This window comes from Pseudoalteromonas sp. P1-30, assembly GCF_001400005.1.
In the GTDB taxonomy this organism is placed as follows: Bacteria; Pseudomonadota; Gammaproteobacteria; order Enterobacterales; family Alteromonadaceae; genus Pseudoalteromonas; species Pseudoalteromonas atlantica.
Genome location: NZ_LKBC01000001.1, coordinates 411,693 through 433,863, shown reverse-complemented (window position 1 = coordinate 433,863; position 22,171 = coordinate 411,693). Strand labels below are relative to the sequence as shown.

Genomic DNA, 22,171 nt, shown 5'->3' with positions numbered 1-22,171 from the left:
TATTAGCTAAGTATTTTTGCAAGCTTATCAACTATCACTGCTGGTGAGGCAAACTGCATTTCTTTAGTCGATATCTCAACAGCAACTTGAGTGGTAGTCGCTTTAGTAATACGCTTATTCGTTATGGCATCTGTAATTATATAATCAATTTTTAATCGGTTTTCGAACTCTTTTAAATGCGCGGTCACTTTAATTTTTTGGGTAAATATGGCGGATGCCACGTACTTAATTTGCATATCCACTATTGGCCACGCATAACCCGACTCCATCATTTGAGGATAGTCGTAATCAAATAATCGCAGTAACTCACAGCGAGCCACCTCTAAGTAGCGAGGGTAATTACCATGCCATACTACATTCATCGGATCGCAGTCATGAAATGGAATTTCAATTTCCACTTCATGAGTTAGCAAAGCGCCTTTACTATTCATATAAAGCCCAACGTTTTTCTTGAATATAACTAATGGTTTGTCTAAGTACCGCTTCCATTGGCCTATCTTCAGTTAGGTTTTCGAAATAATGAGTTATGTCAGTATACATCGCTTGCATATCTGCAGTTAAACTTGAAAATTCAAGTTCGCCTTGTTTAATACGCAGCCTCACCCCTTGAATACTTGCTAGTAACGTACTTGCAATAACCTGCTCTGTAAGCTGTAAAATACGCAAACAATCACGTGAGGCAATAGTCCCCATACTTACTTTATCTTGATTATGGCACTCAGTAGAGCGAGAAAATACACTTGCAGGCATCGTTAACTTAAGCGCTTCAGCAGTATAGGCACTGGCGCCTATTTGCACGGCTTTAAAGCCATGATTTATGTTACGACGTTCAGCCTCACTGTCTGATAAATTTGATGGTAATCCATTATTAAATTTAGTATCGACCAATGAAGCGATTTGCCTGTCAGCTAAATCTGCCAGATTTGCAATCGCTGTTTTCATACTATCCATTGCCATTGCAATGTGGCCGCCATAAAAATGGCCACCATGAAGTACATGCTCACCCTCGCCATCAATAATAGGGTTATCGTTTGCAGAATTAAGCTCGTTTTCTATCATCTGCCTGAAAAATGGCAAACTATCTTGCAATACACCAATAACATGCGGTGCGCAGCGAATAGAGTACCTATCTTGCAGTCTATCAGCGTTACGAGGATGGTCATGATGGTTTAAATCATCTCGTATCCATTTAGCAACTTGTTGCTGCCCAGGATGAGGCTTAACAGAGAATAAAATTTCATCAAAATGATGACTATTACCTTTAAGAGCAAGGCTAGACAATGCAGTAATCCTACTTGCAAGTTTTGCTAAATAATTAGCTCTATCAAACGCTAAACAAGCCAGTGCGGTCATCACAGCTGTACCATTCATAACTGCAAGCCCCTCTTTTGGGCGAAGCGTTAAAGGCTTTAAACCAGCCGCTTGCATTACCTGTGCGCTGTTAAGTATTTTATCTTTGTAAAAAACATCACGTTCACCAACCATAGCACCTGCTACATACGACAGTGGGGTTAAATCACCGCTAGCGCCTACCGAGCCTTCTTGAGGAATAACAGGTACTATATCAAGGTTTAAATAGTCTTTGAGAAGATTAAGCATTTCCCAGCTTACGCCAGAATAGCCTTGTGAAAGTGATGCTAAGCGCGTAGCTAAAATTGCACGCCCTTGCACTTTATTAAACACATCGCCTAGTCCACAGCCATGAAAGCGCGTTAAATGTAATGGCAGCTCATCAACTAAGTTAAGTGGCACAGGAACCGTGACTGAGTCACCATAGCCTGTAGTTACCCCATAAATCACACCATCTTCTTTGAGTAGAGAGTCTAAAAAGCTAAGCGCGCTATCAATTTTTGCGCTAAATTGCTCGCAGCCACTTAATTGCACCTGAGTATTTTGATGTGCAATATTAACAATATCTTCAATAGAAAGTTGTTGGTTTCCAAAAAGCTGTACTTCCTGAGCTGACACTCTACTTCTCCTTTGCATTGCTGCGTTCTACTTGCTGATCGTTTTGCCAAAAATCATAAAAATTAAACCACTGATAAGGATACCGCGCGGCATAAAAGCCTAAACGTGCAGAAAAATCTGTAATTACAGTGGTTAATAGACCTTGCCTTTGTGAGCGGGGTATTTTTAATGTTTGGCTATAATGTTCAAAAATCACATGATACTTTTTTGTTTTTTTATCTTTTAAGCAAAATAAAAAGTAAACGGGGCAATCTAATAATGCAGCTAATATAAAAGGCCCTTGAGAAAAAGATGCTGGCTTACCTAAAAACTCAACACGTGTTGATCGCTCACCCGTTGTAGCGCTTGTTCTATCACCAACAATAACGACTATTTCACCCTGCTCTACTTTATCTTTTAATAAAATAGCTAGATCAGGCCCCATATCGCTCACTTGAATTAAGTTAACCGACACCGCGGGGTTAATTTTTTTAAGCATTTTATTAAATTCAACAGCGTGATGAGTAAATACAAGCACATTAATTTTTTTACTGCTGCGATGCTGGCTCAGTGCTCTACATACCTCAAGGTTACCCAAGTGAGAGCCAATAAAAATGGCCCCTTGCTGTTGCTCATTTAAATCAATAAACAGCTGTTCATTAGTATATTGGATATCCTTTTTTGAAATTCGACCGAGCCAACCATCAATTTTATCAAGGGCGCTATCGGCAAAACTACAAAAATGCATAAGCTGTTGTTTAAAAGTTACTTTACGCTCAACATTATTGTAATTATTAACTTGGACTAAAAACTGCTTAGAAGCCGCGCGTGCAACTTTACCGGTAATAAACAAATAGCAAACAACCGGGAACAAAATAACCCACAACCCTTTACGGCCAAGTACTTTATGGGCAAATAGTAATATTTGTATACCTAAAAAGTTACCTCGCTCTTGCATTTTAGACCAATGTTTAACGGCCATAACGTCTCTTATATTTATGCCATAGTAAAACAGGTGAACGAAGCAGCATGCCAAAAAATAAACGCGTATGTAACCACGAAATACGCACATTATCTTGGAGTGGCTGGAAGTGTGACAAGCCATTTTCTGGGTAAATAACCTGGCTTGGTAAAAAAACAAATGGAACGTTGCGCCAATATAACCTAACCAGTATTTCTGGATCAAAGTCCATACGCTTACCGAGATTAACCTCACTTATAAGCTTATTAGTCACATTTAAAGGGTAGACTCTAAAACCACACATTGAGTCCACAATTTTAAAGCTGAGCGTTTCTATCCATACCCACACATGGGTTAAATAACGTGCTAAGTAACGGTGCTTAGGAACCGATTCATCATACACTGGGCAACAACTAATTAATGCCTGTGGGTGTGTGTTTGAAAGCTCAATCAACTTTTTGATATCTGATAAATTATGTTGTCCATCTGCATCTACTTGTATTGCATGGCTATAACCTTGCTCATACGCGCAGCGCAAACCTGTTTGTACCGCACCGCCTTTGCCTTCATTTTGCTCATGCGATATAAGAGTGAGGTGGGCATATTTTTTCTCAAGAGTAGCAAAAAGAGATTTAGCCTGCACACTACTGGCATCATCAACCATTATTATTGGCAGCGTATACTCAGTTAACGTTGCAAGTACTTCATCTATAACACTTACATGATTAAAATTAGGTATAACAATACAAAAATTATTCATCTGTATCACTTTTAAACACTATACGCCCTGAGGCGTGTTGGCCTTTATCTGATTGATACGAAAAGCCATACTTACCGCCAGGCTTTTCTTCTACAGTTAATTTAATTGTTAGACCAGGGGTAATAACAACCTGAAACTTAAGCACTTCAATATCTTTTACTTCACGTTTAACATTAAAGTATTTTCGCACGGCATCTACGGCCCAATCGAGCTGCACTACACCTGCTAAAATAGGGCCTTGACTAAAGTGACCTTTAAAATAATCTAAACTTGGCGGTATAAAAAGCGTTAGGCAATGACTCTGTGTTGACGATACACAGTTAACAAGTTCAGGCTTTGTGTTAATCAGCTTTGACAAAAAGAGACTCCAATACTTTTAAATTTATTTTAGCTTGCGTGTTGTAGGGTAATTGATTTAGAAAACGCCATTTTTTAGGCGTACAGATCCCTTCAAAACGATTCAATGTATGTGTTTTTAAAAGCGTATTTGTCGCTAACTTTCCATTTGTATTTAAATATGCTTGTCCTTTCTGTGTAAGCACTATAACAGCGCCTAATACTAAACGTTTCCCATTTAGCATTATTACTTTAGCTTCCTGTACCCACTCACTTTTGCATAAATGTAGCTCTAGTTCGTCAAGGCTTAAGCGTTTTTCTTCAAGCTTTATAATACGGTCAAAACGACCTAGTAATTCAAATTGGCCATTTTTAAATAATGTACCTCGGTCATCTAATAAATAGTTTGTTTGCTCAACTAAAGGCGAATCTAACACTAATCGTTGTTCAGAGGTACTGTGTAATGTGATCCCTAAAAATGGTTGCCAATGACTAACGTTCTCTAAAGACACAACCTGACGATATGCAATTCCGCCAGTTTCGGTGCTGCCAAATACTTGAGTAATGGGTTTATTTAGCTGTTTATTTAAAGTGACAGCGTCTTCATTTTGAAGCGGCCCACCGGATGAGAAAACCCACTGTAAATGTGACTTTTCTTCTATTAAAACGTTATCTTGATGCAGCCGCTTTAGCTGTGCCGGACTGGATATAAACACGGCCTGTGTAATTGTTTTAAGTTTAGTAGCAATATGTTCGGGGTAGTTAAGCAAGTCTGTATCAATTATGTGGTTATTGCTAAGCGGCCATAACACTCTAAATAACAAACCGTAAATATGCTGATGCGAAACACTGGCAATAAATACAGGGTTACGTTTTAAAGCAAACGTACTGTTGAGCGTTTTTATCTCTTTATTAAGCACTCGCCACGATTTAAAAATAGGCTTAGCTTGACCTGAAGAGCCAGAAGTATAAAAAACAAGGTTACCTTCACTCGGCCAAGCAATTTTATTGAACGGTGTGTAGTTAGGTGTCGTTGTTAAATTACCAATATTTTCAAATGGCGTAGTCGCATGCTCGACCAAATCACTATCGCCCAAATAGTAAGGGGTTTGCTCTAAAAGCGCATTGAGTGTTTCGCTTTGACCATTAGGCGGTAAAATTATAGTCCAGCCTTTATGCGCCAATGCAAAAAGGTTTACAGCAAAATCATAGCTACTACTGTTGAAAAGCACTGCCGATGCTTTAGTAGGCGATTGCGGAATTTTAGCCAATACTTGATTAATATCATTAACAAATTGACGCTCAGATAACGCTGAGCCGTTATGATTAAATCGAATATTTATGCTTGCGTTATCTAAAGTATTAAACACCTGCATTCCTTTTTACTTTTTTCCTTACTAACCACTCTACTGCAAATAAAGCACCCATAATAATGTATGCAATAAAACCGTTATAAAATGCCCACACATCAAGACTTGTAAACACACTGGTGTATAACGCTATACTGGCGTTAAAAACAAAAAAAACGCACCATATTTTAGTTACATTTTTAGTGTACGAAATGGCTCTTTTATCAAGCTTTGGCTCAGTGATACGCGCAAACGTTTCTATGATACTTGGACCTTTATAAAGCGAGTAAGCAAAAACAAAAAACATAACAGTATTTACAATAACCGGATAAAGCCGAATACCAAAATCACTGCCCATCGCTTTAGATAAGCCAATAGCTAAAATTCCAAGTAATGAGGCTGGCTTTATCCATGGCATTTTAGCTATTAAAGGCTTGCTTAACCAAAGCCTTATTATTAACAGTGTTAATAAAATCACAGTGATTAAATAACTGTTGAAACGTGTCAGCCCTATATAAACAATGAAAGGGTAACAGGTTAAAAAAATTATTATTAACGCTGTTAAAAATGCCTTAAACATGCTTATTTAACGAGCTTTTCTATTTCAGATACAACATCTTGCACAGTGCGAACTTGTTTAAATGCGTCAGGCTCAATTTTCTTACCTGTAATTTCACGTAACTTAACAACTAAATCTACAGCGTCAATACTGTCTAAGTCTAAATCTTCGTACAGGTTAGCTTCTAAAGAGATATCTTCAGCATCTATTTCAAATTCATTTTCTAAAATGCCGTGTAATACATCATAAATTTCAGCAGCGGTTTTCATTATTATTCCTAGTGTGTGTTAATTAAGTACGTGATTGTTCTATAAATTGCGCTAAAGAGTTAACACTCGCAAAATGCGCTTTAGTTTGTTCTGAATTTGCATCAATTTTTACGTCGAATTCTTTTTTGATAGCAAGCCCGAGCTCTAGCGCATCAATGCTATCTAGCCCTAAACCATCTACAAATAAAGGCTCGTCGTCTTTTATATCGGCAGTGGTCATATCTTCAAGATCTAGGCTCGAAATAATCAATTGTTTAATTTGTTGTTTTAATTCACTCATATATAGCTAAGCTCTTTTGTAAAGTATTGTTGTAAGCCTTTCGTAAGCTGGCGGGACTGTATTGCAGGTACGTCGCTTGTATAAATAATATCGCTTTTGAAAGAATGTGGTGCTAGTTGCATAGAAAAATGCGCTTGGTATGGGGCTACTTTGTACCAAGGCGTCCCTTTAGTTAACGTATTAGGTTTCATTTTAATCAATACGGTGGTTATAGGGGCATGACATCTAAGGGCTATATTTGCAGCCCCTCTTTTAAATTTAAGCGAATTATGAGGTACTGAACGTGTTCCCTCAGGAAAAACAATTAAGTTATTCCCTCTTTTTAGTGTTTGCTCGCATTCTTTTAATAATTCTTGCGGGTCTTCATTGCTTATATAACCTGTACTTTTTATCACACCACGCATAAAAGGGTTTTTAAAAAGGTGTGCTTTTACAACGCAATCAACATTTTTAATAACCGATATAAGTACCACAACATCAATAAGTGATGGGTGATTAGCCAAAACAAGCTCGCCTTTCAAATTAGCTAAATGGGCTTTATCTTTAATATGAAAACGGATAGCGCCAGTATAATGCATTAAAGCGACAAAAAATTTAAAGCTATAATGCACTACCGTACGCGCATTTTCTTTTTGCTTTACAGGACAGCGTTGAAATAAACGTTGAACGGGGAATAGTAGTAAGGCTAAAAATAGCCCACCCAAACCAAATACACTAAAACAAAGGCCAGTGGCTATAATGCGCCAAACAAGGCCTATTACTCTTATTATTGTATTAAGCATAGTGTGTTAACAACCAACCATTAGCACTGGCGCTTTGTTTGTTAAACATTGCTTTAGCAAGCTCTAAACTTAAAGGAGTAGTTGTTTGTTCGCTATTGTTAGTGGCTTGTTTAGTTAAACTAAAATGAGCTTCTTTTTCTGTAGCTAAACGTATAACTAACGCAATAGAATGTGTTATTTGTGCCTCATCAACAAATGTTGTATACGGCTCTGGGAGTGACTCATCTGTATGCACAAGTAATATATGTGGTTGTTTATACTCAACCAACTTTATATATGCTTCAATCAAAGCGCAAGCAAAGCTATCCTTACCCGCTGCGATAGCGTTCATAGGTTGGGTGTTACCGCTAATAATGCTATACATACCAATCGCAGCGTTGTGCACACTTAAACCAAAGCCTGTCGGAGATAGAGGTTGTTTCTCACCAAGCTCTCCTAATAAATTAGCTGTTTTATGGAAATCGCCATGGCGTGATGAAAAAATAACAGGCATGTTTTCATACCCTTTATCATTTGTAACCTGGTGCGCAGTATGTAAAACCATTTTTACAAATGGTGTCATTCTTCTGCGCTGCATTGCAGGTACCCAACTTAATGTAATTGGTGATGAGTCGTACCAATTTTCAGAGGGGCTTTGTCGCTGTTCAGGCTTAATCCATGTAGCGAGTTGTTCAACAACAAATTTCACAAATAAACGTTATTTAGTAAGTAAGGGGGCGAGAATTTTACCGATATTAGCAATAAAAGTAAAATATTCATTAAATAAATGCCAGCACTTACTAACTGTTCAGCGCTGGCTCATATAACCTAAGAAAGCAAAGCAATATCACTTTGTTTTATACACTTAGCTTTATTGCCCACAATATCATCAACGTTAAGCTCGTTTATTAAGGCCTCGCCTTGTGCTTGTTGCTCATCGCTCAGTGGCACATACGGTAATCTAAATACGGGATTTACCGCGCCTGTCATCATCATTGCGGTGTTTATTGCAATCGGGTTTGGCTCGCAGAATAGCCAGTTCATTAAAGGTTGTAATGAGGTATTTAACGCATCATTTTTAGTATCCATTAACTGGCGGAACAACTCTGGTATAAGATTAGATGTGACCGATATAACACCGTGTGCATTGTGCGTGTGACGTGCATCGTGTGCTTCGTCATCGTTACCTGACCAACACGCAATGCCTTGCTGTTCGTAATGAGCAATACGCTCGTTACCACCACATTCTTTTACACCAATTAAATTAGGGTGTTTTGCTAATGGCTCAATAATATCAGGGGTTAAATCTTGCCCTGTGCGCCCTGCTACGTTGTAAATAAACGCAGGGCCTATATCGAGTACACGTTTAAAGTGCTCGTTAACACCGGCAATAGAGGTGCGGCCATAGTATGGGTTAATTTGCAGCGCGGCATGCATACCACTTGCAAAGCCATACTTAGTGGCTTTAATAGCTTCGCGGGTATTATTGCTACCCGTATTCCCTACAATCACCAGCTTATCGCCATATTTATTTGCACTGTGCGCGATAAGCATTAAATGCTCTTCCCAGTTCATTAGCTGGCCTTCGCCGGTTGTACCACCAACCACAATGCCATCTACACCCGCTGCAATTTGTATTTCAACGAGTTCATCGTACTTTGCTAAATCTATTTCACCATTGGCTAAGTATGGGGTTTTAATGGCGGTAATTAAGCTTGCTTGTTTAATTTGTTCTAGGGTGCGCATAAAAATTCATTATTTATAAAACTTGCGCTATTTGTAACATACTTGCACGCATTTTTGCAGGCCTAAGCGAATAATAAACGTAAAATGGCTTGTGTTATTTAGTTTGATAATACAAAATATAAACACTGTACATTTAAACAGTATTTATATTTTTAATTTTAAGCGAGCCATTATGCGTTTATCTGACTACTTAGCCACTCATTTTTATAACACCGATGAGCTTTGCCATGCTTTAAATATTGATGCCGAGCAACTAGATACATGGCAGCAGCAAAGTATTTTTCCTAAACCAAGTTATTGTATAAAAAGCCAATTAAGTTGCAGCTCGTACTCTGGTTTGTATGAATGTGAAGAGTACGATGACTATTACCCGCGCGGCTGTGTAAATTGGGGGCAAGGGCTAATAAAACAAAAAATTGAATCCTCAAGCAATGCCTTTAATTACTTTGCGCAGCAGTACACGGCAAGCCTGAGTATACTTGCCCAGCAAGGTTTTATTTTTAATGAAGAAATATTTGGCTGCGAAATAGACGAGCATTTACAGCAAGTGTGGCAACAATTTTTATGCAGCAAATACGGCGTACTGACACAAAACGGTTTAATTGACGAAATAGTATGTGTGGATATAGGCCGCTTGCTGGTAGACGATATTACTGAATTGCGCACTAAAGGAAGTTTAAATCAACAAGAGCGTACGCAGCTTCACCCCGCGATGAAATTACTCAATAAAGCATTAGGCCACGGCGCCGATCACGAAAAACAACACACATTACGTGCCCGTTACATAGATGCACTTATTTTAAAGTACGATTTATCGATTAAATAAAATGGCTGAGGTTTTAATACGAGGTGGGTATTTAAAAGACTAAGTAACGCAAATGGCGATGTATGCTTACGCCGCCACTGTATTTTACTCATTAACCAATATTAAGAGTGCTTTTTACTAGCCGATGGTGTTGTACACATCAATATTACTGCTTGTTACAAGCCCGGTAACTTGGGTACCAAATGCTTTGTAGTGAGGCTCTTGTTTATGAGCTTCAAAGTGTTCTTGCGACGCCCACTGCTCACTTACAAGGTACTCGGTATTGTCTGAGTCTCGTTTAACCGACAACTCGTAACGCAAACAACCCACTTCTTGACGTGAATACTTTTGCAGATTTTCGAGCGCAGTTAAAACAACCTCTGCGTCGATATTTTTGCTCGCTATAGTGGCAATTACCGTTAACATACGGAGTCCTTTTAAAAAAATAAAGGTGCAGCTTTGCTACACCTAATGTTGTTTTGCGTATTTTATTACTGATCCCACTGCGGCGCAAAATCAGGCGTTGCTTGGCGGTCGCCACAATCAAGTCCGTCAATACGAGCAATGTCTTCAGCGTCTAATTTAACATGGTCATTAAAGTTATCTTCTAAGTTTTTACGCTTAGTTGACGATGGAATAGTGGTCATGCCGTTGGCATTAATCCATGCAATAACTACTTGCGCTGGTGATGCCTCATGCTTATTAGCAATATCAATAATAGTTTGATCTTTTAGTACTTTACCAACTACAAATGGCATATACGCTGTAACGTGAATATCGTGCTGGGCACAAAAAGCGCGTAGCTTAGTATTGGTTAAATACGGATGCACCTCAACTTGGTTAGTAAATATTTCACGCGAATCAAGTGTTTGCATTGCTTCGTTTAAGTTGGCAATAGTAAAATTAGATACGCCAATATGTTTTGTTAAACCAAGCTGCTTAGCTTTTAAAAGCTCCGTTAGGTACTCACTCATTGGCTCATCATTTGAAGGCGCAGGCCAATGAATAAGCAGTAGATCGACAGAGTCTACTTGTAATTTCTCAAGTGACTTTTCAACGCTGGCAATAAAGTCAGTTTTGTTAAGCTTGTTGTTCCACACTTTGGTGGTTAAAAATATTTCGCTGCGCGGAATGTTACTATCTTTTATGGCTTGGCCTACTTGCTCTTCGTTACCATAAATTTGCGCAGTATCAATATGACGAAACCCCACTTCTAACGCCATTTTTACTGAATTGTAGGCGGTATCGCCTTCTAAACGGAATGTTCCCATGCCTAAATCTGGCATTTCTATTACACGTTGTGTCATGGCTCTATCCTTATAAAATAATCGGTTAAAAATACAAACTGTTTAAAGTTTTACGAAATACACCTTTTACTTCTTTTGTGTTGTCACCTAAAAATTATGACCTCAATACAGGTAATGAGGTCATAAATTTAAGTTTCAACCTTAGCAGAATACTTTATGCTTGTTTCACTTCTCGCTTATCAAGCATGCCACTGTAACGAGTTACTACTAATGCTAGAGCACAAATTGCTGCGCCAATCCAAGCGGTATCTTGAAGTGACATGCCCTCTACTACACTGCCACCAATAATTGAGCCCAGTGCTATACCAATATTAAACGCTGCTATGTTTAAGCCCGATGCGACATCTACCGCATTAGGAGTATGCTTTTGCGCCTGTTTTACGACATAAAGCTGTAAGCCTGGTACGTTACCAAACGCAAATGCACCCCAAACTAGAATAGTCAGTACGGCCGCTACTTTTGACTCCATCGTAAAAGTAAAAGCCAATAAAATAATTGTCAGCGCGCTAAATATAATACTCAGTGCGCTAATTGGGCCGCGTTTATCAGCCAGTTTTCCGCCCCAAATATTACCAATGGCTACCGATACACCGTAAACCAGCATAATTAAACCAATCGCTGAAGGAGCAAAACCTGTTTCTTGCTCTAAAATAGGTGCTAAGTAAGTAAACGCAGTGAACGTGCCGCCGTAACCTAAAATTGTCATTAAATATACGAGTAATAAGCGCGGCTTAACAATAACCTGAAGCTGCTCTTTAAACGTTGCCGGAATAGACTGTTTTAAGTTTTTTGGTACTAAAATAGCGCTGCCAATTAAAGCGATTAAACCCAGTACCGACACCACTAAAAACGTTGCTCGCCAGCCAAAGTGTTGGCCAATCCAAGTGCCTAGTGGCACACCCGTCACTAGCGCTACAGTAAGTCCGGTAAACATAATAGCAATAGCACTGGCTTCTTTATCTTTACTTACTAAGCTTGTGGCAATCATTGAGCCAATTGAGAAAAATACCCCGTGAGCCAAGCCTGTTAAAATACGCGCTAGTATTAATGTTTCGTAACTAGGCGCTTGCCATGCAAGTAAGTTACCTAAAACAAATAAGCCCATTAAGCTTATTAGTACAATTTTACGGTTCCAACGCCCAGTTAGTGCGGTCAGTAGTGGTGCACCAATGGCAACCCCTACTGCATATAAACTAACTAGCAAACCCGCTGAAGGTAGGCTTACGCCTAAATCGTTTGCAATAGTAGGCACTAATCCCACTATTACGAACTCGGTTGTTCCTATTGCAAATGCGCTTAAGGTGAGCGCCCACAAAGCCAATGGCATAATTAAATCCTCATTATTAGTTAAGACTTACAGTTTGACTAAAAATGTGTTTGCAAAAAATAGCATTAGTGACAAAATACTTTTGTTATTAATGCAAAAGTAAGGTGCTCACGTATGGCTCAGCATGCAAAAACCGAAGACTTAGAAATGTTTTTAACGGTAGTAGATAGCGGAAGTTTTTCAGCAGCAGCTAATTTGCTTGATCAGCAAGTAGCAAAAGTGTCGCGGGCCGTGTCTCGCCTTGAAAACACGTTACAATGTACATTACTAAATAGGACCACTCGCCGATTAGAGCTAACCGAAGAGGGTCATACCTTTATCAAATATGCTCGCGATGGCTTAAACACCTTACAAACCGGCGAAGAAGCAATAAAGCTTTTAAAACAAGCCCCTAGTGGAAAATTACGTATTGATGCAGCAAGCCCCTTTGTACTGCACCAATTGGTACCTTTAATTGCTGAATTTAATACGCAATACCCCCACATTACGCTTGATATAACCTCCCACGACAGCATTATAGATTTGCTCGAACATAAAACCGACTTAGCAATTCGTATAGGCGAGTTAAAAGACTCTAACCTACATGCAAAAAAGCTCGGCGTAAGTAAATTGCATTTAGTTGCAAGCCCTAGTTACCTTAAACATACACCGACGATTTCATACACCAGCGACTTAACCCAGCATAAACTCATTGGTTTTACCGACTCGCCTAAACTTAATAACTGGCCGCTAAAGTCGCCCATAGCTTTAAATTTTGGCTTAACCGCCAGTAGCGGCGAAACTGTACGCCAGCTATGCTTGGCAAACCAAGGGGTGGCGCTGCTTTCGCACTTTATGATTGGTGATGATTTAAAATCAGGCAAGTTAATAGAAATACTGCCAGGGAGTATCAGCACGCCAAACAACCGCGAAATTGTGCAAGCGGTGTATTACAAAAACAGTGCTGTATCGTCGCGTATAATGGCTTTTTTAGATTTTATAAAACCACTGCTGAAATTGTAAGTGACGTTTTTATACCAAACGCTTAATTAAGTAATCTATATTGAGGCTCGAAAAAACGTGTTGATAGCTAAGCAAAAAATTGGCTATTTCGTTGTTCTCAGCAATTGCTCCTGCATCCTTATAATCGTAAATTAAAATTTTTTAACGCTGGTAGCGACACGTTTAGCCCCGCAATATGATTAAGTATTATTGTGGATTGGTTTTAAGCCCAAGGGCAGCACAACTAACACCCTAAATAAAAAGGAATAAAATGGACTCGTTAACGCAGGTAGTTTTAGGTAGCGCAGTAGGTTACGCCGTATTAGGTAATAAAATTGGCCGAAAAGCCGCTTTATGGGGTGCTGCTTTAGGTACTTTACCCGACTTAGATGTTTTTATTCCTTATGGCGGGCCAGTGGAGGCATTTACTTATCATCGCGGTTTTAGCCATTCGTTTATTGTGCACTTATTAATTAGTCCCCTTATTGTTTGGCTTATTTTAAAAATACACTCCGGTATGCAAATACATAAAGCCCGCTGGTTTTGGCTGGTATTTTTATGTTTATCGACCCATGCATTACTCGATAGCTTTACAGTATATGGTACGCAATTAATCTGGCCGCTTAGCGAGCACCCTTTTGCTATTTCAAATATATTTATAATCGATCCCCTGTACACCCTGCCGTTATTGTTGGCCTTTCTGTGCACTTTAATACCTAAAATACATACACCGCGCATTTATAAAATTAACGCCGCTATGCTTGTGCTCAGTAGCCTTTATTTATGTAGCTCTCTTATTTTAAAAGTAATAATTAACAATAAAATAGACGCCGCGTTTGCACATAAACACATACACATTAATAACTATGTAAGCACCCCCGCCCCACTTACGACCTTGCTATGGCGAGTTGTAGCGATGTCTGATGGGCAATATTACATAAGTTATGCCTCGGTATTTGACTCCCCTGAAGAGGTTACAATAAACCGCTATAACACAAGCCCCGCTTTGCTAAACGATATTAAAAATGAATGGGGCATAAAACGTTTGCAGTGGTTTACTAAAGGTTTTTATAGCGTGAAAGAGCAGCAAAATAAAATTGTTTTAGCTGACTTACGTATGGGGATGGAGTGTTATTACGTATTTAATTTTGCAGTTGGCGAAAAAACTAACAAAGGAGTGCAGGTAAGCAACTTTGAAAAACTAAATCAGCGCTCAAATTTAAGTAGCCTAAGTAAAGTGTGGGGTAGAATTTGGAACCCTGATGTCAGTTTAGCCCCGCCCTATGCAGACAAAAACTGTATGAAAACGCCTTAACACTCTGATTATAATTGCATTCATTAATCTGAGCTGTGGTCATAGTATTTAAGTTTGCTTTCGCTAGCTAAAAATTTATGTGAAAACAAAACAAATTAGCAGCTTGAGATAATTTTATTATCCAAAGCTCAGGTTGGTGGTTAATTAATAAGGCGCAGCTAAGTGAGCGTTTCACCTGCGCCTAAGTATTAATTTTGGTGCTCGTATTGGCCGCGGTATACCTCAAACACTTTTAAAACAGTGTGCTGTTCTTTATTTAGATTATCAAACCAATCGTCAAATAGTTCGTCGTTATCTTGCTCACTTAACGCCATATATTGTGCTAATAGCTCAATAATATCGTTGTGTGTACAGTCTATTGGATTAATTTGCTCAGATAAGACTGTGTGATCGCGCTCTCTAAGGGTTTCCATCACCCCTTGGTCTATTTGTTCTTGTTGTGCTGCGTCGCTCATAGCTTACCTCTAAACCGTAAAAATTTTATTGTTAACACTTTTTATATAGTTATAACAGCCTAAAAACTAATAGCCAGTATTTTTGGTTTAAGTGGTTATTTTTTGAATTGTTTGCGCAATTAGCCAGCAAAAATGTCAGTAAATGAGAGTAAAAATCATTTGCACAAATACCGTAAACGCGATAACCTACAGTTACATTATCACATAACAACTTGAGGCGTATTATGAAACCTAATATCCATCCAGATTACAACGTGGTTGCTTTTCACGATACAGCTGCCGATAGCTACTTCATTATTGGCTCTACCATTAAAACAGACCGCACTATTGAGCTTGAAGGGAAAACGTATCCGTATGTGCCTATTGATGTGTCTAGCGACTCGCACCCGTTTTATACTGGTAAGCAAAAAACAGTGGCTAGTGACGGCCGTGTCGCACAATTTAACCGTCGCTTTAAAAACTTATCTACTGCCAAAAAAGGTGAGTAATGAAAGTATTAAGCTCGCTTAAAAGCGCTAAGCAACGACCAGGATGTCAAATAGTGAAGCGAAAAGGACGTGTTTTTGTAATATGTAAAGACAATCCACGTTTTAAAGCAGTACAAGGAATGAAGAAAAAGTAACACTAATTCCGTGAAGTATACGGGTAAACGATACATGTTTACCCGTATTTTTTATTTAACAACTACAGAAAACTCAGGTTGGGCCTGAATCACTTTTTTAACAGTACACGTATTAACCGCAGCAATAAGTGCTTTTTTATATTTTTGAGGAAAGCCATCAGGTAAATTAATTTCGATAGAAAATAATTTTTTACCTTCTTCATCTACGTTTTCATTATTTTGCGTAAGCGTCATCCCTTGTGTAGAGATATCGCGTTGCTCACAAAATTTACGTGCATAAAACCCAGCACATAGCACCATGCTTACTAAAAAGTAGTCAAACGGTTCTGGGTGTTCGGCACCGCCACCAGCATTAATACTTTGATCGCTTATTACTTCGAGGTCGCCAAATTTTGCACTTTGTTTTTGACCCTCTAACAATGACACTGAAATTTCCATTACTATTCCTTAATTAATCTGCACCCTAGATAAGAGCTTTACTAAAATATTGAAAAATGAGCGTTCAAACTTTTTAATTTGCAGCTATACATTTTATTAAAACATCACAAATCTGCGCATCAATAATGCGCTACTGCGAAAAAGTTAACCTAGGTAGCGCTGAAATAACTGCTCGACATTAATTTACAAAAAAGCTGAGGTTAATTACCAAACAATAAGTCAAAAAAACCCGGAGGCTCGTGCAACTCATGATACTTCTTGCGTAAATCATCTATATTTTTAAGGGCTGGCTTTGCTGCATCAAGCCCGCGCTCATTCGCTAATTTTTTTGCCAACTTTGCTTGCGCAATAACTTTATCTAGCCCTTGTAGCGACATTTGTGCTTCTTTATGAAAGGTCGCTTTTTTACTGGTTTCAACCAAAGTAATAAACTTATCTATGGCGGTATTAAAGCCACCTATACCTACTGCTTGCACCGCATTTTTATAAGCAAGGCCAGTATTTTTCATATTAACTTCGAGATCAACTTCTTGCTCTGAAATGGCCGCAGTACTAAATACAAAAGTAAAAATTAAAACTAAAAACTTCATGGTAAAACCTATTTATAAAAAACAGTGTAAGTGTATCAAGTTTACGTAATAAAGTAACTCAAGGTGCATAGGATGCTAGATAACTGTAAAGGGGCTTTACAAAATTATGATACGGCAAGTTTTATAGTGAAAAATTTTCAAATTTAATTTTTATTCTTACTATTTCTCAAAAGTTAACTCATTTAACAAGTTAAATTAAACACATAAACCTTACAAATCCGCCTATAATTAGAGCACCCCATTTAAAGGTTAAAATACACTCAATGGTTATATTTAAGCCATTATCAAATCAAGACGCTCAAAATAAACTCTTTAATATTACCAATACAATTCCAGTGTAAATTAATTGACAGCAATTAATAAGCAAAGCGTAAACACCCATAAAACTTAAACTCCTAACTTCACCTCGCTTTATTGTTAATTTAACAATAACTTACCTGTAACTTATTTCATGTTAGTGATTTAGGCTTATTTTAGTTGCTTTTAATAAAATAATACGCATGCAATAATCGCCGGCCCTATAACAAAAGTTATAGGGCTTAGGCTAAATGCACTGTGTATTTAGCTAAAAAGTTAATGTATTTAATTATTATAAAATCTCCTTTGGGAAACACATGAAACGTCATAATTTACTTTCTACTAGCATTAAATGTGCATTGATTACTGCTGCTGCAACAGCGAGTAATTCTGTGCTTGCACAAGATGAGCAAGCGACAAAAATTGAACGCGTTGAAGTAACGGGTTCGCGTATTTTACGTGAAGGCGCTATTGCACCGGCCCCAGTAACAGTTATAAGCGGCGAGCAGCTAATTAATACTGGCGCTGTAAACATTGGTGAAGCGCTAAACAACTTACCAGCACTTGGCAATACATATTCAATGGCTAACTCAGGCCGCTTTATTGGTACTGCTGGTTTAAACATTCTTGATTTACGTAATATGGGTACCGACCGTACCTTAGTACTTGTAAACGGTAAGCGCCACGTATCTAGCTCAGCGGGCTCTCAAGCTGTTGATACAAATACTATTCCGAGCGTCTGGGTTGAGCGAGTAGAAATTATTACTGGTGGTGCATCAGCTGTATACGGTGCTGATGCGGTTACAGGTGTTGTCAACTTTATATTAAAAGACAACATTGAAGGTATGGATTTTAGCGTTACCCGTGGTTTTGCCGATTTAAACAGCTACAACAACGAAAAAGCAACGTTCTCGTACGGCTCTAATTTTGATAACGACCGTGGTAATGCCGCTTTTGCTATTGAGTACTCAGGCCAAGATTCATTAAATGCACTTGACCACCCTTGGACTAGCACATCTTTTAGCAGCTTACCTAACCAAGCCCAAACGGATGAGAACAAAAATAGTGCTGACTTTCCTGATGATATTTTAACACCTAATGCGGGTTATTTCGCCATCAATGATGCAGGTGTTTATGCACTTGAAGATCCAAGCAAATTTATTAATAGCTTTAACCCGGATAGCAGTGCTCGTGACTTATACATAGGCAATAACGCAGATCCATATTCATGTGCAGAATGTGACTTTTTTAACCTAGGCCAATTTGAAGAAATACAACCTGAGTTTGAGCGTTACAACGTAAACTTTAAAGTTAACTACGATGTTACCGACGATTTAAACGTCTACTTTGATGCAAAATACGTAAACAGCCAAGGCGAAAGCATAGGTCAACCTGCGTTTTTCTTTTTTGACAGCGACAACAGCATTAAAATTGATAACCCTTACCTAGACCCAGATATCAAAGCGCGTATGCAAGAGGAAGGCGTTGATTCAATCATGATAAACCGCATGATGAGTGACCTTGGCCGCCGCGTTGAAAATAATACCCGTGAAACAACCCGTTTTGTTACAGGCTTAAAAGGGACTGTGTTTGAAGACTGGGAATTAGATACATCAGTTGTGTATGGTCAAACTGACTTAGAGCGCGAAAATGGCGCTAATATGATTTTAGCCAACTACTTTAATGCCCTTGATGCCGTTGAAGATGCAGATGGCAACATCGTATGTCGCAGCGCTGCAGCACAAGCTGATGGCTGTGTACCGGTTAACATTATGGGTTTTGGCGCACCATCTCAACAAGCGATTGATTACATAAATACGGTATCTGTAGGTACGTCAACTATTAAGCAAACCGTGGTTTCTGGTTCACTTGCCAATGGCGCTATTTTTGAATTACCAGCAGGTTATGTAGGTGTTGCGTTTGGTGCTGAATACCGTAAAGAAGAAAGCGAAACAAAAGAGCCAGATAACGCAGAAGGTACATTTTTTAACGCTTTAGGCGAAGATAAAGGCTCGTTTAATGTGCGTGAAGTATTTTTTGAAGCAACTATGCCTATTTTAACTGACTTACCGCTTATTCAAGATTTAGTATTTGATACCGCAGTACGTCATGCTGATTACAGCACAATTGGCGAAGCAACTAGCTGGAAACTAGGCCTTGATTGGACTGTTAACGATGAACTACGTGTGCGTGTAACGCAATCTGCAGCACTTCGTGCGCCTAACATAAGTGAAGTATTTGGTGCAGCAAGCCAAACGTTCTACAATGTAGAAGACCCGTGCCGCGCTGAAAACATAGCTAATTTATCAAATGCAGCAACACGCACTGCAAACTGTGCTGCATTAGGTGTTGCAAGTGACTTTAACTCAGGTTACGACTCAGCCTCTTTAGATGGCTTAACAAGCGGTAACCGTGATGTTAAAGGTGAAGAGTCTACAAGTACAACGGTAGGTATTGTTTATCAACCAGAGTTTTTAGAAAACGCTGTGCTTACTATAGATTACTGGGAAATTGATCTAGAAAATGCAATTGACACAATCGACGCGCAAGAAATTCTTGACCGCTGTGTTGATAGCACAACAGGTATAGACAATCAGTACTGTAATTTAATTACACGTAATGCCAGTGGTGAAATTTCACTGATTCAAAACTCAGTGCTTAACGTAGCTGGTCAAAAGGCGTCTGGTGTTGATTTTGAACTAGGCTATGACTTTGATGCGCTAGAAGGTAGCTTTAAAACACGTTTAATTGGTACTTACTTAATTGAACGTAAAGATTATCCGTTCCAAGATGATCCTAGTTCATATATTGAGTACGCAGGTACAACCGGCGAAGCGAAATGGCAGACTAACCTATCTGTAAGCTACGTAATGGATAACTTTTATTCAACGGTTGAAACACGCTTTATCAGCGAAGTTGATTTATACACAAATGTAGAGCTTGCGAGTAACTCGAACCCAAGTAACCAAATGTCTTACGGTAAATACTTTATTACCGATATGACAGTGGGTTACAACTTCGATAGCGGCTTAGGCGTTAAAGTAGGTGTTGATAACCTATTTAATCGTAAACTTCCGTACGGTACACGCGGGACAGGCGAAAACAGCGCAAGTTACGATAACATTGGTCGCTTTGGCTACATTAACTTAAGCTACAGCTTATAATTAGTAACAACGTTTATTAATTAAATTAAAGGCTCGCACTGCGAGCCTTTTTATACCAATGTGCTTAATTAAGTGAGCTATTTTGCAAATTGGTATTACTGGACTTTATTTAATATTACTTAACCATACACTTTGATATGGCTCTAGCTCTATAGTGAGTTGATCCTCGGTAATTGTTTCATTAGCCACTAAATCAAACCACTGCTGGGTGTTAATTAAGTTTAAATCTGCAAGGGTAAGTACTTGTGGTTTATCACTTATGTTATAAACACAAAATATACTTTGGCGCCTGTCTATACTTTGCCGCCAAAAACCAAATAACCCCCCCGCTAAGTGCAGCGTAAATTGCGTGGCATTAGGATGAAATGCGCTTTGTTTTTTTCGAATACCTAATAAATGCTTAATACCATTAAACACTTTGTGATGATGGCTATATTTATCACCTAAAGCCGATAATAGTTTTGACTCTTGCCAACGATGACGGTTAATTGCACGGTTATGCTGTGAGTTTTCAAAGCGTTCGTAATCGTTCGTTGTGCCAAGCAAACTATGAATATAAAGCCCAGGGATCCCTTCAAGCGCAAACATAATGGCGTGTGCACACATAAATCGCTCAAGGCCAAACTTATCTTGCCCATTGTGCGTGCCTTGTAATGCATCAAAAAGTGCAATATTTAGTTCATACGGTGTGTGCGTACCATCGTTACTGGTGCGCATTGATACACGCCCGCCAAACTGCATAGACGTACTCACCAATGACGCTACTTCGCTTGGTTGTAACAAGCCTTCTATTGGCCTAAGCCCAATGCCATCGTGCGAGGCAATAAAGTTAAAGTATGTGGTGCCGTTTTGCGCAGGCGGCATACTCATCATCCAATGCTTAATGGCTGTGCTATCTCCACTGAGTAATGTATGCAGTAATAAGGGCGGTAAGGCAAAGTTATAAATACTGTGGGCTTCGTTAGCGTTACCAAAGTAAGAGAGGTTTTCTTGGTTTGGTATGTTTGTTTCGGTAATTATGACAACGCTTGGCTCAGTATGCTCTATAAGGGTACGAATAAGCCTAACAGCTTCATGCGTTTGCGGTAAATTAATGCAATTTGTATTGAGCTGTTTCCATAAAAATGCAACCGCATCTAGCCTAAACAAGCGTACGCCGTTATCTAAATAATGGCGAATAATGCTTATAAATTCTTTTAAAACTTCCGGGTTACCAAAATCAAAATCAACTTGGTCGTGGCTAAATGTACACCATACATGTTTTTCGCCGCTTGGTGTGGTCACCGTATTTAATAGCGGTGACGTACGCGGGCGTACTACATTAGATAAATCATCGGTTAAACTTGCCGTTTTAAAGTAATCTTTGCCGGGGTCCAAATCGTTTAAAAAGTTTTCAAACCATACACTTCGGCTAGAGCAGTGATTAATCACTAAATCTGCCATTAGCTTTACATCTTTGGCAATATTTTTTATATCTTGCCAATCACCTAGCGATTCATTTACTTGCACGTAGTTCATTACCGCAAAGCCTTCATCAGAGCTATACGGGTAAAATGGCAATATATGCAAAGCATTAAGCTGCATATCGCACTGCTCTTTTATAAACCGGTGCAAGGTTTTAAGCGGTGCTTCTACCGGTTTTGCAACAGCTTGGTCTCCCTCATCGTGCTTAATAATAGAGTCGCCATAGGCTATTAGTATAATATCTTGCTCGTCCCAACGGTTTGTATGGGGTGTAGGGTCGCGCAGCGGGCTGTCGCCTAAAATTATAGTTATAAGCTGCTCAGCCAGCTCTGTAATACTTAAGGGCAGTTCAACATCTTTATAAATAATATGTAGATGTTGCTCTACCCGCTGTAAAAATAATTCACTTACTGTATTCACACGCGCCCCTTATTATTG

25 protein-coding genes are annotated in these 22,171 nt (G+C 38.9%); 6 read left to right on the top strand and 19 right to left on the bottom strand.

The annotated features are described in order from the left end of the window. Positions 1-2 precede the first annotated feature (2 nt). From AN395_RS01930 to dapA, 12 genes are all read right to left on the bottom strand, one after another. Entirely contained in the window at positions 3-431 is a 429-nt protein-coding gene (locus AN395_RS01930; protein ID WP_054981885.1) for a thioesterase family protein, read from the bottom strand. Beyond that, on the bottom strand, positions 424-1,986 hold the full coding sequence (gene hutH, locus AN395_RS01925; protein ID WP_054981884.1) for an aromatic amino acid ammonia-lyase: 1,563 nt from the start codon (positions 1,984-1,986) through the stop codon (positions 424-426). Before hutH ends, AN395_RS01930 begins: the two co-directional genes overlap by 8 nt. Next, positions 1,970-2,929, bottom strand: a complete 960-nt coding sequence (locus AN395_RS01920; RefSeq protein ID WP_029771996.1) for an acyltransferase — start codon at positions 2,927-2,929, stop codon at positions 1,970-1,972. The genes hutH and AN395_RS01920 overlap by 17 nt, the downstream gene beginning before the upstream one ends. Beyond that, entirely contained in the window at positions 2,919-3,668 is a 750-nt protein-coding gene (locus AN395_RS01915) for a glycosyltransferase family 2 protein (RefSeq protein WP_004586473.1), read from the bottom strand. Before AN395_RS01915 ends, AN395_RS01920 begins: the two co-directional genes overlap by 11 nt. Continuing rightward, entirely contained in the window at positions 3,661-4,026 is a 366-nt protein-coding gene (locus AN395_RS01910) for a hypothetical protein (protein WP_029771994.1), read from the bottom strand. Before AN395_RS01910 ends, AN395_RS01915 begins: the two co-directional genes overlap by 8 nt. Next, the gene (locus AN395_RS01905) at positions 4,010-5,380 is read right to left on the bottom strand and encodes an AMP-binding protein (RefSeq protein WP_095206598.1); all 1,371 of its coding nucleotides are present in this window, start codon (positions 5,378-5,380) and stop codon (positions 4,010-4,012) included. The genes AN395_RS01910 and AN395_RS01905 overlap by 17 nt, the downstream gene beginning before the upstream one ends. After that, complete coding sequence (locus tag AN395_RS01900) at positions 5,367-5,771, bottom strand: hypothetical protein (RefSeq protein WP_235576537.1); 405 nt, start codon at positions 5,769-5,771, stop codon at positions 5,367-5,369. Before AN395_RS01900 ends, AN395_RS01905 begins: the two co-directional genes overlap by 14 nt. A 164-nt stretch (positions 5,772-5,935) precedes the next feature. Beyond that, positions 5,936-6,181 carry an acyl carrier protein gene (locus tag AN395_RS01895; protein WP_004586477.1) on the bottom strand — a complete coding sequence of 82 codons (246 nt, stop codon included), beginning with the start codon at positions 6,179-6,181 and terminating at the stop codon, positions 5,936-5,938. A 22-nt stretch (positions 6,182-6,203) separates the two neighbouring features. Next, a complete protein-coding gene (locus AN395_RS01890; RefSeq protein ID WP_004586478.1) occupies positions 6,204-6,461 on the bottom strand; it encodes a phosphopantetheine-binding protein in 258 nt (85 codons plus the stop codon). Next, on the bottom strand, positions 6,458-7,243 hold the full coding sequence (locus tag AN395_RS01885; protein ID WP_054981881.1) for a 1-acyl-sn-glycerol-3-phosphate acyltransferase: 786 nt from the start codon (positions 7,241-7,243) through the stop codon (positions 6,458-6,460). Before AN395_RS01885 ends, AN395_RS01890 begins: the two co-directional genes overlap by 4 nt. Beyond that, a complete protein-coding gene (locus AN395_RS01880; RefSeq protein WP_095206597.1) occupies positions 7,236-7,931 on the bottom strand; it encodes a beta-ketoacyl synthase chain length factor in 696 nt (231 codons plus the stop codon). Before AN395_RS01880 ends, AN395_RS01885 begins: the two co-directional genes overlap by 8 nt. A 119-nt stretch (positions 7,932-8,050) precedes the next feature. Continuing rightward, positions 8,051-8,968, bottom strand: coding sequence for a 4-hydroxy-tetrahydrodipicolinate synthase (gene dapA / locus AN395_RS01875; protein WP_054981880.1), 918 nt, complete (start codon positions 8,966-8,968; stop codon positions 8,051-8,053). 172 nt (positions 8,969-9,140) lie between these two features. On the opposite strand from dapA, the gene AN395_RS01870 reads away from it, so the two are divergent. Beyond that, positions 9,141-9,794 (top strand): DUF6058 family natural product biosynthesis protein, encoded by a 654-nt coding sequence (locus AN395_RS01870; RefSeq protein ID WP_054982112.1) that lies wholly within the window; start codon positions 9,141-9,143, stop codon positions 9,792-9,794. A 117-nt stretch (positions 9,795-9,911) separates the two neighbouring features. Here the strand turns inward: AN395_RS01870 and AN395_RS01865 are convergent, their stop codons facing one another. The 3 genes from AN395_RS01865 to AN395_RS01855 all read right to left on the bottom strand — a co-directional run bounded on the left by AN395_RS01865 (position 9,912) and on the right by AN395_RS01855 (position 12,407). Beyond that, entirely contained in the window at positions 9,912-10,199 is a 288-nt protein-coding gene (locus AN395_RS01865; protein ID WP_004586483.1) for a putative quinol monooxygenase, read from the bottom strand. A gap of 65 nt (positions 10,200-10,264) precedes the next feature. Continuing rightward, positions 10,265-11,080 carry a 2,5-didehydrogluconate reductase DkgB gene (gene dkgB, locus AN395_RS01860; protein WP_004586484.1) on the bottom strand — a complete coding sequence of 272 codons (816 nt, stop codon included), beginning with the start codon at positions 11,078-11,080 and terminating at the stop codon, positions 10,265-10,267. A gap of 154 nt (positions 11,081-11,234) precedes the next feature. Continuing rightward, complete coding sequence (locus AN395_RS01855) at positions 11,235-12,407, bottom strand: MFS transporter (RefSeq protein WP_054981879.1); 1,173 nt, start codon at positions 12,405-12,407, stop codon at positions 11,235-11,237. Positions 12,408-12,521: 114 nt separating this feature from the next. Between AN395_RS01855 and AN395_RS01850 the strand changes: the two genes are divergently transcribed. Together AN395_RS01850 and AN395_RS01845 are read left to right on the top strand one after the other, a co-directional pair. Beyond that, positions 12,522-13,409, top strand: coding sequence for a LysR family transcriptional regulator (locus tag AN395_RS01850; protein WP_054981878.1), 888 nt, complete (start codon positions 12,522-12,524; stop codon positions 13,407-13,409). Between the two features lie 250 nt (positions 13,410-13,659). Continuing rightward, the gene (locus tag AN395_RS01845; protein WP_054981877.1) at positions 13,660-14,703 is read left to right on the top strand and encodes a metal-dependent hydrolase; all 1,044 of its coding nucleotides are present in this window, start codon (positions 13,660-13,662) and stop codon (positions 14,701-14,703) included. 188 nt (positions 14,704-14,891) lie between these two features. Here AN395_RS01845 and AN395_RS01840 read toward each other — a convergent pair whose 3' ends face one another. Next, complete coding sequence (locus AN395_RS01840) at positions 14,892-15,158, bottom strand: hypothetical protein (protein WP_024031803.1); 267 nt, start codon at positions 15,156-15,158, stop codon at positions 14,892-14,894. Positions 15,159-15,382: 224 nt separating this feature from the next. On the opposite strand from AN395_RS01840, the gene AN395_RS01835 reads away from it, so the two are divergent. Together AN395_RS01835 and ykgO are read left to right on the top strand one after the other, a co-directional pair. Continuing rightward, on the top strand, positions 15,383-15,646 hold the full coding sequence (locus AN395_RS01835) for a type B 50S ribosomal protein L31 (protein WP_004586488.1): 264 nt from the start codon (positions 15,383-15,385) through the stop codon (positions 15,644-15,646). Beyond that, the gene (ykgO, locus tag AN395_RS01830; RefSeq protein WP_004586489.1) at positions 15,646-15,780 is read left to right on the top strand and encodes a type B 50S ribosomal protein L36; all 135 of its coding nucleotides are present in this window, start codon (positions 15,646-15,648) and stop codon (positions 15,778-15,780) included. The genes AN395_RS01835 and ykgO overlap by 1 nt, the downstream gene beginning before the upstream one ends. A 51-nt stretch (positions 15,781-15,831) precedes the next feature. On the opposite strand, the gene AN395_RS01825 is transcribed toward ykgO, so the two are convergent. Beyond that, positions 15,832-16,218 (bottom strand): OsmC family protein, encoded by a 387-nt coding sequence (locus AN395_RS01825; protein WP_004586490.1) that lies wholly within the window; start codon positions 16,216-16,218, stop codon positions 15,832-15,834. 200 nt (positions 16,219-16,418) lie between these two features. Continuing rightward, positions 16,419-16,808: a cytochrome b562 gene (locus tag AN395_RS01820; RefSeq protein ID WP_024031804.1), complete on the bottom strand. Its 390-nt coding sequence runs from the start codon at positions 16,806-16,808 to the stop codon at positions 16,419-16,421. Positions 16,809-17,422: 614 nt separating this feature from the next. Between AN395_RS01820 and AN395_RS01815 the strand changes: the two genes are divergently transcribed. Further along, positions 17,423-20,269 (top strand): TonB-dependent receptor domain-containing protein, encoded by a 2,847-nt coding sequence (locus AN395_RS01815; protein ID WP_054981876.1) that lies wholly within the window; start codon positions 17,423-17,425, stop codon positions 20,267-20,269. Positions 20,270-20,374: 105 nt separating this feature from the next. Here the strand turns inward: AN395_RS01815 and AN395_RS01810 are convergent, their stop codons facing one another. Next, a complete protein-coding gene (locus AN395_RS01810) occupies positions 20,375-22,153 on the bottom strand; it encodes a sugar phosphorylase (RefSeq protein WP_004586493.1) in 1,779 nt (592 codons plus the stop codon). Positions 22,154-22,171 lie beyond the last annotated feature (18 nt).